Source organism: Bradyrhizobium sp. LM2.9, assembly GCF_054056555.1.
Genome location: NZ_JBSRYJ010000002.1, coordinates 2029916 through 2045112, shown reverse-complemented (window position 1 = coordinate 2045112; position 15197 = coordinate 2029916). Strand labels below are relative to the sequence as shown.

At 63.7% G+C, this 15197-nt stretch carries 10 protein-coding genes and 2 pseudogenes; 8 read left to right on the top strand and 4 right to left on the bottom strand.

The features are described from left to right. Positions 1–45: 45 nt before the first annotated feature. From metG to ACVWW3_RS11170, 6 genes and pseudogenes are all read left to right on the top strand, one after another. Positions 46–2097: pseudogene (gene metG, locus ACVWW3_RS11195) on the top strand (methionine--tRNA ligase). 13 nt (positions 2098–2110) lie between these two features. Next, positions 2111–2888: pseudogene (locus ACVWW3_RS11190) on the top strand (TatD family hydrolase). A gap of 13 nt (positions 2889–2901) precedes the next feature. Beyond that, positions 2902–3699 (top strand): MBL fold metallo-hydrolase, encoded by a 798-nt coding sequence (locus tag ACVWW3_RS11185; protein WP_247445716.1) that lies wholly within the window; start codon positions 2902–2904, stop codon positions 3697–3699. Between the two features lie 165 nt (positions 3700–3864). After that, the gene (locus ACVWW3_RS11180) at positions 3865–4458 is read left to right on the top strand and encodes a TRAP transporter small permease (RefSeq protein WP_456650032.1); all 594 of its coding nucleotides are present in this window, start codon (positions 3865–3867) and stop codon (positions 4456–4458) included. Between the two features lie 2 nt (positions 4459–4460). Beyond that, positions 4461–5774, top strand: coding sequence for a TRAP transporter large permease (locus tag ACVWW3_RS11175; RefSeq protein ID WP_456650033.1), 1314 nt, complete (start codon positions 4461–4463; stop codon positions 5772–5774). 37 nt (positions 5775–5811) lie between these two features. Next, positions 5812–6789, top strand: coding sequence for a TRAP transporter substrate-binding protein (locus tag ACVWW3_RS11170; RefSeq protein ID WP_247353354.1), 978 nt, complete (start codon positions 5812–5814; stop codon positions 6787–6789). Between the two features lie 59 nt (positions 6790–6848). On the opposite strand, the gene ACVWW3_RS11165 is transcribed toward ACVWW3_RS11170, so the two are convergent. Genes ACVWW3_RS11165 through ACVWW3_RS11155 form a run of 3 tightly spaced genes read right to left on the bottom strand, consistent with a single transcriptional unit; the run spans position 6849 to position 11446 of the window. Then, positions 6849–8498 carry an acyl-CoA synthetase gene (locus ACVWW3_RS11165; protein WP_456650034.1) on the bottom strand — a complete coding sequence of 550 codons (1650 nt, stop codon included), beginning with the start codon at positions 8496–8498 and terminating at the stop codon, positions 6849–6851. A gap of 23 nt (positions 8499–8521) precedes the next feature. Beyond that, a complete protein-coding gene (locus ACVWW3_RS11160; protein WP_456671960.1) occupies positions 8522–10411 on the bottom strand; it encodes a TRAP transporter large permease in 1890 nt (629 codons plus the stop codon). Between the two features lie 15 nt (positions 10412–10426). Continuing rightward, the gene (locus ACVWW3_RS11155; protein WP_354050506.1) at positions 10427–11446 is read right to left on the bottom strand and encodes a TRAP transporter substrate-binding protein; all 1020 of its coding nucleotides are present in this window, start codon (positions 11444–11446) and stop codon (positions 10427–10429) included. A 456-nt stretch (positions 11447–11902) separates the two neighbouring features. Between ACVWW3_RS11155 and ACVWW3_RS11150 the strand changes: the two genes are divergently transcribed. After that, positions 11903–13123, top strand: coding sequence for a M24 family metallopeptidase (locus tag ACVWW3_RS11150; protein WP_456650035.1), 1221 nt, complete (start codon positions 11903–11905; stop codon positions 13121–13123). Here the strand turns inward: ACVWW3_RS11150 and ACVWW3_RS11145 are convergent. After that, positions 13096–13923 (bottom strand): hypothetical protein, encoded by an 828-nt coding sequence (locus ACVWW3_RS11145; protein WP_456650036.1) that lies wholly within the window; start codon positions 13921–13923, stop codon positions 13096–13098. The two genes, ACVWW3_RS11150 and ACVWW3_RS11145, sit on opposite strands and share 28 nt — an antisense overlap. A gap of 485 nt (positions 13924–14408) precedes the next feature. Here ACVWW3_RS11145 and ACVWW3_RS11140 point away from each other — a divergent pair, with 485 nt between their 5' ends. Continuing rightward, positions 14409–15158 (top strand): SDR family NAD(P)-dependent oxidoreductase, encoded by a 750-nt coding sequence (locus ACVWW3_RS11140; protein ID WP_354106187.1) that lies wholly within the window; start codon positions 14409–14411, stop codon positions 15156–15158. Positions 15159–15197 lie beyond the last annotated feature (39 nt).

The following is a 15197-nucleotide window of genomic DNA, read 5'->3' as shown; positions in this document are numbered from 1 at the left end:
GCAGGTTCGTTTCCAAATTTCGAGAAGCCGGTAAAGGAATTCGTCGTGGCAGCGCGAGCTAAGAAAACCGCTAAAGGCAAGAGCAGCAAGAAGAAGGCCGCGAAGAAGGTTGTAAAGGCGCTCGCGCGCAAAGCTGCCAAGAAGGTCAAGAAAGCCGCTAAGACCAAAAAGACGGTCGCCAAGAAGGGCATGAAGAAGAGCGCTGCGAAGACGGCAAAGAAAGCCGGCAAGAGGGTTGCGAAGAAGCAGGCCGTTGCCAAGAAGGCGGTAAAGAAAGCAGCCAAAAAGCCAGCCAAGACTCCTTCAAGAACCAAGGCTAGTTCGAAAAACAAGACTCCTTCAAAAAACAAGACTCCTGCAAAAAACAAGGCTCCTTCGAAAAACAAGGCTTCAGCGAAGCAGGTGATGAAGAGCGCGAGGGTGACTGCTTCTCCCGCGATCGCAGCACTGGCTCCCATCGCCACGCCGCCGAAAGTTGCCAAACCCAAGGCGGCGCGCGCGCCGAAGCCCATCGCAGCGCCGCAGGCCACCACGCCCGTGGCCGCCCCCGCGCGCGACAACGTCTTCTACATCACGACCGCGATCGCCTATCCCAACGGCCATCCGCATATCGGGCACGCCTATGAGGCGATCGCCACCGACACGCTGGCGCGCTTCGCCCGGCTCGACGGCAAGGATGTGTTTTTCTTGACCGGCACCGACGAGCACGGCCAGAAGATGGTTCAGACAGCGGCCAGTGAAAAAATGTCCGCCTCGGAGCTCGCCACCCGCAATGCCGCCCGTTTCAAGGAGATGGACGAACGCCTGAACGTGTCGTTCGACCGCTTCATCCGCACCACCGAGGCGCAGCATCATCGCTCCAGCCAGGAGATCTGGCGGCGCATGGAAGCGAACGGCGACATCTATGCCGACACCTATGCCGGCTGGTACTCCGTGCGCGACGAAGCCTATTACGCCGAGGACGAGACGCGCCTGAACGATGACGGCGTGCGGCTCGGACCGCAGGGCACGCCGGTCGAATGGGTCGAGGAGAAGAGCTACTTCTTCCGTCCTGTCGTCCTATCAGGACAAGCTGCTCAAACTCTACGCGGATCGTCCCGATTTCATCGGGCCTGACTCCCGCAAGAACGAGGTGGTGAGCTTCGTCAAAGGCGGCCTGCGCGATCTCTCGATCTCGCGCACCACGTTCGACTGGGGCGTCAAGGTGCCCGGTGACGAAGAGCACGTGATGTATGTCTGGGTCGACGCGCTCACCAACTACATCACCGGTGTCGGCTTCCCCGACGAAAGCGATAAGAACTGGCGCTACTGGCCTGCCGACGTGCACATCATCGGCAAGGACATCATCCGCTTCCACGCGGTGTACTGGCCCGCGTTCCTGATGTCGGCCGGCATTCCCGTGCAGAAGCGGGTCTATGCGCACGGCTTCCTGTTCAACAGGGGTGAGAAGATGTCGAAGTCGGTCGGCAACGTGGTCGACCCTTTCAACCTCGCCGACCAGTACGGCGTCGACCAGATGCGCTATTTCTTCCTGCGCGAGGTGCCGTTCGGACAGGACGGCAATTACAATCACGAGGCCATCGTCGCGCGCATCAATGCCGATCTCGCCAACGATCTCGGCAACCTCGCGCAGCGCTCGCTGTCGATGATCGCCAAGCAACTCGGCGGCGTGCTGCCGGAACCCGGCGAGTTCAGCGACAACGACAAGGCGATTCTGTCACAAGCCGACGGCATGCTCGCTGCGTCGCGCGAAGCGATGGCGGGTCAGCAGATCCATCACTGGCTCAACACCGTGTGGGCCGTGGTGGCGGAAGCCAACCGCTATTTCGCGGGCGAAGCGCCGTGGGCGCTGGCCAAGACCGATCCTGTCAGGCAAAGGACGGTACTCTACGTCACCGCCGAAGTCGTGCGCCAGATCGCGATCCTGGCCCAGCCGGTGATGCCGACGGCCTCGGGATTGCTGCTCGACAGCCTCGGTATCCCCGAAGGGGAGCGCAACTTCGCCGCGCTCGGCGGCGCCAGCCGCATCGCGCCAGGCTCGACGCTGCCCCCGCGCCGACGCCTGCCTTCCCGCGCTACATCGAGCCGGCAGCCTGAAGGCGTTCGCACCATGCTGGTCGATAGTCACTGCCATCTGGATTTTCCGGACTTTGCCAAAGATCTCGACGGGATCGTGTCGCGCGCGCGAGCGGCCGGCATCGGCCGCATGGTCACAATCTCGACGCGGGTGCGAAAGCTGAACCAGCTTCTCGCCATCGCCGAGCGCTATGACGACGTCTATTGCTCGGTCGGCACCCATCCGCACAACGCGGATGAGGAAGACGGCATCGCGCCGGACGAGCTCATCGCGCTGACGCAGCATCCGAAGGTCGTTGCACTCGGCGAAGCCGGGCTCGACTATTTCTACGACGACGGTTCGCCGGAGGCGCAGGCGAGGGGCTTTCGTGCTCACATCGCCGCCGCCCGCGTCACCGGCTTGCCGCTGGTGATCCACACCCGCGAGGCGGACGAGGATTGCGGCCGCATCCTGGAAGAGGAGGCGGCGAAGGGATTCGTTTCGCGCCGTGTTGCATTGTTACACGGGCGGACGCGAGCTGGCGTTGAAAGCCGTGTCGCTCGGGCTCTATATCGGTTTCACGGGCATCCTGACCTTCAAGAAGTCGGAGGCGTTGCGCGCGCTCGCAGCCGAACTGCCGTCCGACCGTATTCTGGTTGAAACAGACTCGCCCTACCTTGCGCCCGGCAAGTTCCGGGGCAAACGCAACGAACCGGCCTATGTGGTCGAGGTCGCAAAAGTGCTCGCCGAAACCCGCGGCGTATCGTTTGACGAGATCTCGCGCCAGACAAGCGAAAACTTCTTTCGCCTGTTTTCCAGGGTGAAAGCTTAGAACTGGGAGCCGCATGACGCTGACGTTGACGATTCTGGGCTGCGGCTCCTCCGCCGGCGTGCCGCGCCCGGCGCTCGGCTGGGGCGCCTGCGATCCCAACAATCCCAAGAACCGCCGCCGCCGCTGTTCGCTGCTGGTCGAGCAGACATCGGGCGACGGCACCACGCGCATCGTGATCGACACCTCGCCGGACCTGCGCGAGCAATTACTCTCGACCAATGTCGACCACATCGACGCGGTGTTCCTGACTCACGAGCACGCCGACCAGACCCACGGCATGGACGATCTGCGTTCGGTCGTGATGCATATGCGCCGGCGGATTCCGACCTATCTCAATCAGACGACTGCGAACGACATCATGTCGCGGTTCTCCTATTGCTTCGTCTCGCCGGCGGGCAGCGACTATCCGCCGATCCTGACGGCGCATTCGATCGAGGCCGGTGAAAGCCAGATCATCCTGGGGAAGGGCGGCGCGGTGACGATGACGGCCTTCCTGGTGCAGCACGGCCACATTCCTGCGCTAGGCTATCGCATCGGCGATGCCGCCTACACGCCGGACCTCAACGACATCCCGCGCGAGAGCTGGGGCGCACTGGAAAATCTGGACCTCTGGATCGTCGACGGCCTGCGCTACACCAGCCATGTCAGCCATTTCAGCATCAACGACGCGTTGTCCTGGATCGACCGCTTCAAGCCGAAGCGCGCCGTCATTACCAACATGACCGCCGACGTCGACTACGAAGTGATCCGGCAGTCGCTGCCCGCGGGTGTGGTGCCGGCCTATGACGGGCTGCGGCTGGAGACTCGCTGAACCTGCGGTGGAAATTCGGGCACAGGCCGGCATACTCCTTGCTTACGTGGACGCCATCATGTTGATCTAACGTCTGAAAGACAGGCGCTGGGCAGGGGCGATATCCATGCAGGACCGGCACAGGACGTGCGATCGCCGGGACCGTTTGAATCGCCTCGTGTGAGGATGAGGATCGCGTTGGCAGGGAACGATGTAACGAGCCGGGGACCGGTGCGACGCGCGCTGGATCTCCTTTATCTCGGTGCGGGCTACGCCGCCGGCGCCTTCATGGTTGCGATCTTTGCAATCATGATGATCATGTCGGTCGGGCGCCAGTTTGCGGTCAACATTCCCGCCGGCGATGATTTCGCCTCCTGGTGCATGGCCGCGATGGCATTCCTCGGCCTCGCACACACCTTCAAGCGCGGAGAGATGATCCGCGTCGGCCTGCTGCTGGAGCGTCTGCACGGGCGCACCAAGCAGGTTGCGGAGGTGGTGGCGCTCGGCATTGCCACCGCCTTCGTTCTCTATTTCACCTGGCATGCCGTGCAGATGACCTACGATTCCTGGCGCTTCAACGACGTGGCGCAGGGCGTCGTCGCGCTTCCGCTCTGGATTCCGCAGCTCGGATTTGCCGGCGGTCTTGTGATCCTGTCGATCGCGCTCATTGATGAAATGGTCGGTGTCGCCGGCGGCAACCGGCCGAGCTACGAGAAGGGCTCGCCGGACGAGACCCCGGACGAATTCATCGAGCGCATCTCGCAGGGCGGCGGAGGTTGACGATGGCCAATCTCGGCATGATCGAGCTGTCGTTCGTCCTGCTCGGCGTCATGATCCTGCTGCTGGGAAGCGGCGTCTGGATCGCGGTCTCGCTCGGCCTCGTCGGATTCGTGGCGATGGCGCTGACGACGAGTCTGCCGCTCGGCGCGGTGCTCGCCACCACGACATGGAGCGCCAGTTCGTCGTGGACACTGGCCGCGCTGCCGCTGTTCATCTGGATGGGCGAGATACTCTTCCGCACCAAATTGTCGGAAGAAATGTTCCGAGGCCTGTCGCCCTGGGTTCAGTGGCTGCCCGGGCGCCTGACTCATGTCAACGTGATCGGCTGCGGCATCTTCGCGGCGGTGTCGGGCTCGTCGGCGGCGACCTGTGCGACCATCGGCAAGATCGCGCTGCCTGAGCTCGACAAGCGTGGCTACGACAAGGGCCTCAGTCTCGGCTCGCTGGCGGGCTCCGGCACGCTGGGACTCCTGATCCCGCCGTCGATCCCGATGGTGGTCTATGCGGTCACGGCGAATGTCTCCGTGCTTCAGGTCTTCCTGGGCGGTTTTCTGCCGGGCGTGCTCGTGATGGTGCTCTATTCCGGCTACATCATCATCTGGTCGCTGCTCAATCCGAAGAAGATTCCGCCGCGCGACCCGCCGATGTCGTTTCGCCAGAAGCTGCGCGAGTCGGCCAGGCTTGCACCCTGCCTATTGCTGATCCTGGCGGTCTTTCTCTCGCTCGTACTCGGCTTTGCGACCGCAACCGAATGTGCCGCCTGGGGCGTTTCCGGCGCGCTGCTGTTGGCTTGGTGGAGCCGCACGCTCACACGCAAGAACTTCCTCGAGAGCATCATGAGCGCGACGCGCCTGACCTGCATGATCATGCTGATCCTGGCAGGCGCTGCCTACACGACCGCAGCGATGGCCTATACCGGCATTCCGGCGGCACTCGCCACCTGGGTCCAGGGCCAACAGCTCACGCCGGGCATGCTCGCGCTGTATCTGAGCATCATGTACATCATCCTGGGATGCCTGATCGATGGCATCTCGATGATCGTTCTGACCGCCGTGATCGTGCTGCCGATGGTCAAGCAGGCCGGCCTCGACCTGGTCTGGTTCGGCGTTTACCTCATCATTCACGTCGAGATGGCTCAGATCACGCCGCCGGTCGGCTTTAACTTGTTCGTGCTCCAGAACATGAGCGGGCGCGATACCTTGACCGTCGCCCGGGCGGCATTCCCTTTCTTTGTCCTGCTGCTCGCCGCCGTGTTCATCATCACGGAATATCCGCAGATCGTGATGTTTCTGCCCAAGCTCGCCTTCCCAGACTGAGCGTACCGCTTTCAAATTGACTGTGAGGAGAAGCCCGATGATCTCTCGTTTATTCCGCGCATCCCTGATCGCCGGCGCCGTGCTGGCTGCGACACCCGCTTTGGCTCAGACCAAATGGAATCTGCCGGCAGCGTATCCCGCCGACAATCCACACTCGGAGAATCTGGTCGCGTTCGCCAAGGACGTCGATGCCGCGACATCCGGCAAGCTCCAGATCACGGTTCATCCCGGCGCCTCGCTGTTCAAGGCACCCGATATCAAGCGCGCGGTGATGACCGGGCAGGCGCAGATGGGTGAAGTATTGCTGTCGATCCACGAGAACGAGGATCCGGTATTCGGGATCGACGTGGTGCCGTTTCTGGCGACCAGCTTCCCGGCTGCGATGAAACTGTATCAGGCGTCGAAGCCGCTGATTGCCAAGAAGCTCGATGCGCAGGGTCTCAAGCTGCTGTTCGTCGTGCCGTGGGCGCCGCAGGGCGTCTATGTCAGCAAGCCGCTTGCGACGATCGAAGACATGAAGGGCCTGAAATGGCGGGCCTATAACGTTGGAACCGCGCGCATTGGCGAGCTGGTCGGCGCGCAGTCCGTCACCATCCAGGCCGCCGAGCTGCCGCAGGCACTTGCGACCGGCGTCGTGAACTCCTTCATGTCGTCCGGCGGCACGGGCTACGATGCGAAGGCATGGGAGTCGCTGAAGTACTTCTATGACGTGCAGGCCTGGATCCCGAAGGACTACACCTTCGTCAACAAGGCTGCGTTCGAGGCGCTCGACAAGCCGACCCAGGAGGCCATTCTCAAGGCCGCCGCGACCGCGGAAACGCGCGGCTGGAAGGCCTGGGAGGACAAGAGCACCTGGTACATCGACCAGCTCAAGGCGAAGGGCATGACGGTCGAGCCGCCGAGCCCGGCCCTCAAGGCCGGCTTCCAGAAGATCGGCGAGCAGCTCACCGCCGACTGGCTCAAAAAAGCAGGGCCCGACGGCCAGGCGCTGATTGACGCCTACAAGAAGATGTAGCGACGGAGAGGCCTTTCGCCCGTCGCCGTCCGGCGGCGGGCGTCTGAGCCCGAACAGACTTAGGTCGAGATCGCCTTCGCCGATCCGGCTTCGTTGCGCAGCAGGAATTTCTGGATCTTTCCCGTCGATGTTTTCGGGATCGGCCCGAACATCACGGCCTTCGGCGTCTTGAAGCCGCTCATATGCGAGCGGCAGAAGGCGATGATATCGGCTTCGCTTGCGCTTGCGCCGTCCTTCAGCTCGACGAAGGCGCAGGGCACTTCGCCCCATTTCGGATCGGGCTTTGCGACCACGGCGGCGAACAGCACGGCCGGGTGCTTGTAGAGGATGTCCTCGACCTCGACGGAGGAAATGTTCTCGCCGCCGGAAATGATGATGTCCTTGGAGCGATCCTTGATGATGACATAGCCATGCGCGTCGAGCACGCCGAGGTCGCCGGTGTGAAACCAGCCGCCTTCGAAGGCGTCCCTGGTCGCCTTCTCGTTCTTGAGGTAGCCCTTCATCACGATGTTGCCGCGGAACATGACCTCGCCGATGGTCTCGCCATCGCGCGGCACTTGCCTCATGGTCTGCGGATCGATGACGGTGACGCTTTCCTCGAGCGGGTAGGGCACGCCCTGCCGCCGCTTCAGGCTGGCGCGCTCGGAGGCGGGGAGTTCATCCCAGCCGGGCTGCTCGGCGCAGACAGAGGCGGGGCCGTAGACCTCTGTCAGGCCGTAGACATGCGTCAGCTTGATTCCGATGTTTTCCGCGCCTTCGAGTACCGCGACGGGCGGCGCGGCGCCGGCGATCAGACCGACGACATGGCGCGCGGCATTTCCCTTTGGTGCGTCGGGCGCGTTGATCAGCGTGTTGTAGACGATCGGCGCCCCGCACATGTGGGTGACGCCGTGCTGCTTGATCAGCTCGAAGATTTTGGTCGGCTCGACCTTGCGCAGGCAGACATTGACGCCGGCGGCGGCAGCAATAGTCCAGGGGAAACACCACCCGTTGCAGTGGAACATCGGCAGCGTCCAGAGATAAACCGGATGCTGGCCGAGATTGCCCGCGAGGATATTGCTGACGGCATTCAGATATGCGCCGCGATGATGGGTCACGACGCCCTTGGGATTGCCCGTGGTGCCCGACGTGTAACTTAGCGCGATGGCGTCCCATTCGTCGCCCGGCGGGATCGCCGCGAAGTCAGGATCGCCTTGCGCGACGGCGGACTCATACTCGATCTCGCCGATGCGCCTGCCGCCCGTGAACGCAGCGTCGTCGACGTCGATCACGAACGGCTTCGGTCCGGTCATCTGCGCGAGCGCATCGGTGATCACGCCCGAAAACTCCGGATCGACCAGGATGATCCTGGCGCCGCCATGGTCGAGCTGAAACGCGATCGAGGGCGCATCGAGGCGGATGTTCAGCGCGTTGAGCACGGCACCCGTCATGGGCACCGCGAAATGCGCCTCGTTCATCGCCGGAATGTTCGGCAGCATTGCCGCCACGGTGTCGCCGGCGCCGATGCCCTTGTTCGCGAGCCAGGACGCAAAACGCTTGCAGCGCTCATGCGTCTCGCGCCAGGTGAAGCTGCGCCCCTCGTAGACCGTGCTGACGTGATCGGGATAGACCGCGGCGCTGCGCGCGAGGAAGCTCAACGGGCTCAGCGGCACGTAGTTGGCGGGCGTCTTGTCGAGGCCGATATTGTACTGGTTCTGCCGCTCGCTCATCGACACCTCCCTCACGCGCCGGCTTACAGGAATCCGATCGAGATCCACGGAAAGACAGCGACGACAATCAATCCCACCAGCAGCGCCAGCAGATAGCCCCAGATCGGCCGGATGCCTTCGGCTGGATCGACGCGTCCGATAGCGCAGGCGGCATAATAGCCGACGCCGAAGGGCGGGGCGAATAGCCCGATACCCATGGCGAGAATGATCACCATCGCATAGTGCACCTCGTGCACGCCGACGGCGCGCGCGATCGGAAACAACAGCGGCCCGAACAGCACGATCGCCGGGATGCCCTCCAGCACGCTGCCGAGGATGGTGAAGGCCAGGATCGAGACGGCGATGAAGGTGCCGGCGCCGCCGGGCAATCCGGTCATGGCCGACGCCAGCGAGCGCGAGAAACCGGACTGGGTCAGGCCCCAGGCCATGCCGGTCGCAGTGCCGATGATCAGCAGGATCGCGCCCGACAGCGCCGCGGTTTCGACCAGCATCGGAAACAGCCGCCGCCAGTCGAAGCGGCGGTAGACGAGCAGGCCGACCAGGGCGCCATAGACGATGCCGATGGTGGAGACTTCGGTGGCGGTGGCGATGCCCTCGACCACGGCGTAGCGGATCACGAAGGGCAGCGCGAGCGCGGGCAGGGCGATGATGAAGGTCTTGCCGATCTCGCCACCCGTGGCGCGGCGGACATGGCTCATGTCCTCGTGGCGATAGCGCCACCAAACCAGCATGCACAGCGTAATCGCGAGCACCACGCCGGGCAGGAGGCCGCCGGTGAACAGCGCGGCGATTGAGACGCCGGTGACCGAGCCGATCGTGATCAGCACGAGGCTAGGTGGAATGGTCTCGGTCTGCGCGCCGGTGGCCGCGAGCAGCGCAACGAGATCGCCCGGCTTGGCGCCGCGCTGCTTCATCTCCGGGAACAGCACGGGCGCGACCGCCGCCATGTCGGCAGCCTTGGCGCCGGAGATGCCGGAGACCAGGTACATGGCGCCGACAAGGACGTAATGCAGTCCGCCGCGGACATGGCCGAGCAGGCTCGCCAGGAACGCCACCATGGCCCGTGCCATGCCTGTCATTTCGATCAGGAGCCCCAAAAATACGAACAGCGGCACCGAGAGCAGGATGAGGTGGCTCATGCCCTCGTCCATCCGCCCGACCAGCACCATGACCGGCGTGCGCGTGGTCAACGCCAGATAGCCGAAGATCGCGAGGCCGAATCCGAACGCGATCGGAACGCCGGCAAAGACGCAGAAGCCGGCGACGCCGACGAAGAAGATGACGAGGTTGAGATTGCCGAGCGGCCGTAGATAAGGCTGCGCCAGCCAGAACAGGCCGACAACGACAGCAACGGAGATCGCGGCCGTCAGCACCATGCGGTAATCGGCTGCACGCAGCAGCCGCAACAGCGCGAACGCCGTCATCAGGCAGATGCCGGCCGGCAGCGCGGCGGCGCGCCACATATTGGATATCTGCAGCGCCGGCGTGGTGATGAAGCTTTCCTCGTAGGCGTAGTCCCAGGACGGCCAGACGATCAGCGCCAGGAAGGCCAGCGCCGCGCAGGTCGCCACCAGATCGAGCCAGGCCCGCATCGCAGGCTTGGCGCTGGCGACGATCGCCGTCATGCGCATGTGCTCGGAGCGGCGGAACGCAACGGCCGCGCCCAGCATCGCGAGCCACAGGAACAGGATCGAGGCGAGCTCGTCGGACCAGATCAGCGGCCGGTGCAGGCCGTAGCGCGCAACCACGCCGGCAAACAGGATCGCGATCTCGGCGACGACCAGGATCGCCGCCGGGATTTCGACGAGGAGGCCGAGTGCGCGCTCCGTCGAGGCCAGCAGCGAAGGTCGGCGAGGGGACTGAACAGTCGCCTCGCCCGCCACGCCGCTCACCCCGACCTCGATATGAGCCATGACGGCCCCAACGCGTTACGACAGCTTGCCGACGGCCTTTTCCAGCAGGTCCCAGGCCTGGTCGCCATATTTGCCCTTCCACTCGGCATAGAAGCCGGCGGACCGCAGCTTGTCGCGGAACGGCGCGACCGCGGGCTGGTTGAAGGTCAGGCCCTTGGCCGCGAGCTCCTGCTGGAGATTGGCATTGAGCTTGGCGGTGTCCTCGCGTTCCTTGACCGCTGCGGCATTGATGTTCTTGGCGACGACGGTGCGCACATCCTCGGGCAAGCTGCTCCAGGCTTTGCGGTTGGCCAGGAACCAGAAGCCGTCCCACATGTGGTTGGTCAGCGAGCAGTATTTCTGCACCTCGTAGAGCTTGGCCGTCGAGATGATCGCCAGCGGGTTCTCCTGGCCCTCGACGATCCTGGTCTGGAGCGCGGAATAGACCTCGGCGAAATTGATCGAGGCGGGCGCCGCATCGAACGCCTTGAACATCGAGGTCCACAGCGGCGATACCGGCACGCGGATCTTGAAGCCCTTGAGGTCGTCAGGACCGGTGATCGGCTTGCTTGACGACGTGGTCTGGCGGAAGCCGTTGTCCCAGATCTTGTCCATGACCTCGAGGCCGGACTTCTTGATTTCGCCGCGGACGAAGGCGCCGAGATCGCCGTCCATGGCCTTCCAGACCGTGTCGTAGTCCGGGAACGCAAAGCCGATGCCGTTGATGGACGCCGCAGGCACCAGGGTCGACAGGATCAGACCCGACAGCGTGAAGAACTCGACGCCGCCGGAGCGGATCTGGCTCAGCATGTCGGTGTCGGACCCGAGTTGGTTGTTCGGGAATATCTGCAGGTCGAACTTGCCCTTGGTCTCGGCCTTGATCGCCGCCGCCATCTCCTTGGCGCGCACGTTCATCGGATGGGTGTCCGGCAGGTTGTTGGCGTATTTGAAGGTGAACTCGGCGCTCTGAGCGCGGGCCACATGGGGCGCACCGATGCCGCCCAGGACCGCGGTCGCGGCGGAGGCCTTGAGAAGCGTGCGTCGGGAAAAGCTCATGGGTCTGCTTCCTCGGAAGGTTTGTTGTTGTTCTGAGATGCAAACCATACGGACGTCGGGTCAGAAGGTCATCTGCGATCTCGCGAAGACTCGCTTATTGCAGAGCCGGACATCGTCACGGCAATATCGGCTTTCGGATGCATAGACCGGAATCTAAACTGCGAAAACAACCCCATGCACAGTAGCTGTCGAGAGCTGGGACGATATGCGACCGCCGGGCCGGAAAAGACGAGGAGCGAAGGTGTAGTGAGAGGAATTCCAGCTAACTGACTGATCTGATTGTATATAAAGATATTCCATAATATACCTTATGCGAATTACGGATATGGGTGTGCAGATCAGCCCGGCCTAATCGACGGCTACCGAGAACCCTGCTCCCGGCTCAGACTTGTACGCTAGGCAGGCAAGTCACCGGACGCAGCCAGACAAGCCGCGCCAGACATTGGGAGGTTCGTTATGCAGGAGAACGTCGCCCGCGCAGACCGCTCGCGCGCCATTCCATTCGATGCCGCCAAGCTCGACCGTCTGATGGAGGCCGCCGGCCTCGACGTGCTGGTCGCGACCTCCAAGCACAATGTGCAGTACCTCCTGGGTGCCGAGCGCGCGATCTTCTTCGACTACATGGATGCGCTGGGCGTCAGCCGTTATCTGCCGGTCCTGGTCTATCCCAAGGGCGCGCCGGAGCACGCCGTCTATGTCGGGCACAGGCTGGAGACCCATCAGCGCGCCGTTGCGCCGCCATGGGTCGCACAGGTCCGGACCGAGTCCAACGGCTCGATCGATGCGATCACACGGGCCGCAAGCCTGATCCGCTACGCCGGCATGCCCTTGAAGCGGGTCGGAGTCGAGATGGCGTTTTTGCCGATGGATGCGGGCCGGGCGCTTAGTGACGCCCTGCCCGGCGCCGAGCTCAAGGACGCGCTGCTGGTGCTGGAGCGGCTGCGCTCGGTCAAGTCTGCCGAGGAACTCGCAAAGCTCAAGACCGCGTCCGAGCTCGTCATCGCGTCGATGCTGGAGGTGATCGCCGGGCACGGCCCGGGCACCACCAAGCAGCAATTGTCGGATGCATTGCGCATCGCCGAGGCCAATCGCGGGCTGACCTTCGAATACTGCCTGCTCGCCTGCGGCAACAGCCACAACCGGGCGCCGTCAGCGCAGCGTTGGGAGCAAGGCGAGGTGCTGTCGCTGGACTCCGGCGGCAATTATCACGGCTATATCGGCGATCTCGCGCGCATGGCGGTGCTCGGCGATCCCGATGCCGAGTTGAAAGACTGCCTGGCCGAGATCGAAGCGGTCCAGCGCGCCGCCTTCGCCGCGGTCCAGCCCGGTGCCATGGGCGGCGACATCTACGTCGCGGCCGAGCGGCAGCTTGCCCAGATCAGCCAGCGCGACTGCACGGAGTTTTTGGCCCACGGCATGGGCCTCGTCAGCCACGAGGCCCCTCGCCTGACCGCCAAGGGCCCGATCCCCTACGACGACCCCGACGCCCGCCTGCCGCTCGAAACAGGCATGGTGGTGTCGATCGAGACCACGATGAAGCATCCCAAGCGCGGGTTTATCAAGCTGGAGGATACTGTTGCAGTGACGGCGACGGGGTACGAGATCTTTGGCGAAGGCGGCCGCGGCTGGAATTTGGGCGGCAGCGCGCTCTACCGCAGCGGCAGCAGCTCCAACTGACTCTGCGCTTTCTTGACCGCCGCCGCGAACCAGCTCTGCCTCGGCGCCTCCTTGGCGAAGCATGCCGTGTATGTGGTCATCGCATTGTCCTCGCGGGTGATGTCGCCGCGTGGGTCCTTCTTGTCGATGGGCTTGGCCATCATCTGCTTCCAGACTTTCTCGCAGGCCGGGATCTCAGCCGTTTTCAAGGCGTCGCTTGCGGCGAGGAAGTAGACCTTTTCGCCCTGAATCGCGACCACGTCGATTTCATGCGGCGGTCCCTTCAGGTCGCCATTGCCACGCACGCCCAGCACAGCGACCGCCGCGCTCACTCCCGCGGGCTTCGTGATCGGCAGCTCGGCATATTTGGCGAAGGCCGAGTCCTGGATCGCTTGATAGTAGAAGCGGTCCGACTTGAAGGCCGCGTCGATGCCCTCGGGCATGCCGTCCTCGCCGTGCTCGCGCAGCCAGTGCTTGAGCAGCGCAATGGTGGTCACGACGGCCTGCATCGTGTCGCTTTCCGAGGCGAAGCCGAGGCCGTCGAGATGGCCGAAGCCGGAGTCGCCCTTGAAGAGCGTGTCCGCGTTCGTCTTGCCGTCGGCCGGCAGTCCCTTGATCGCGACGGGGCCCACCAGGCCGCGCAGTACAGTTGTCAGCTCCCTGAGCGCCGCATCGTGTTGCTTGCTGGTCTCGTCGTTTTCCGGAGCCTTCGAGAACTTTGCGATGTAGCGATCGCGCAGGTCGAGATAGTGCTGCTCGGGCGTCGCCGCATAAGCGGGCGTGGCCAAGGCGAGCAGGCAGAGCAAGGCGAGCGATCTCATTGCAAGTTCCGGCTGGGTGCGATCTCCAGTCTTTGTACCGGTCCCGGCCGGGAAGGTTCATCCGCGAGGGGCTGTGCCCTACTCCGCCGGCGTGAGCTGTCGGTCGAGGCGCATCGCAGCCGTCTCGCGCACGCGGATACGGGCGCGATTCCGGTGACCGAGAGCGCGGCCGGCGCTATTGGGGCGCGGTGTGGCCGGTGACGCGGGAGAACTTCGTCTCGTTGCTCTACAAGCTGCACTACACCATGCACATCCCGGGATTCTGGGGCGACCGCTGGGGCATTGGAATCTCTCCAGAGGTGCGCGCAGCGCGTGGGACGTATGCGCGCTTGGTCTTGCGCGCCTGGCCCTGGGTGAAAAGCCCACAATCCGACCGGTCGAAAAACGCACCACCCTTGTGCGTAGTTCCGCACTGAACGGCTGATACGAACCGACCTAGTTGAGGTTCTCCGGACGAGCCGGGAACGCAAGCCAAGGGACGTGTCATGTCGAGATTGGAAGGCAAGGTCGCAGTGATCAGCGGCGGCAACAGCGGGATCGGGCTTGCCATCGCCCAGCGGTTCGTGAAGGAAGGCGCGCACGCGTTCATCTTCGGCCGTCGCCGGGAAGCGCTCGACAAGGCGGTGAAGCTCATCGGCGGCAACGTCACCGCGATCCAGGCCGACGCATCCAGCCTTGCGGATCTCGACCGCGTTGCGGACACCGTCCGAAGCACGAAGGGCAAGGTGGACGTGGTCGTGTCCAATGCCGGCATCACCGAGCAGGTGCCGCTGCGCGACATCACGGAGGAGCACTACGACCGCACGTTCAACCTGATGGCCAAGGGTCCTCTGTTCCTGGTGCAGAAGATGCTGCCGATGATGGGCGGCGGAGGATCGATCATCCTGGTGTCCTCGGCCATGCACTCCATGGGCCTGGCGAACCACTCGACCTATGCGGCCACCAAGGCGGCGGTGCGTTCGTATGTGCGGACCTGGGCGGCCGAGTTCAAAGACAGCGGCATCCGCGCGAACCTGCTGAGCCCCGGCCCCGTCGACACGCCCATCATGGACTCCCAAGCGTCGACGCCCGAGGAGGCCGCCGCCATTCGCAAGATGTACGCCAACTACGTTCCGATGCTGAGACTCGGGCGTCCCGAGGAGCTGGCGGCGGCGGCGGTCTTCCTCGCCTCGGACGAGAGCGCGTTCATGACAGGCTCCGACATGCTCGTCGACGGCGGCGTCAGCAACGTTTGAATTCAGCAAAGACAGGTACGGAGATCAATATTCAGAACC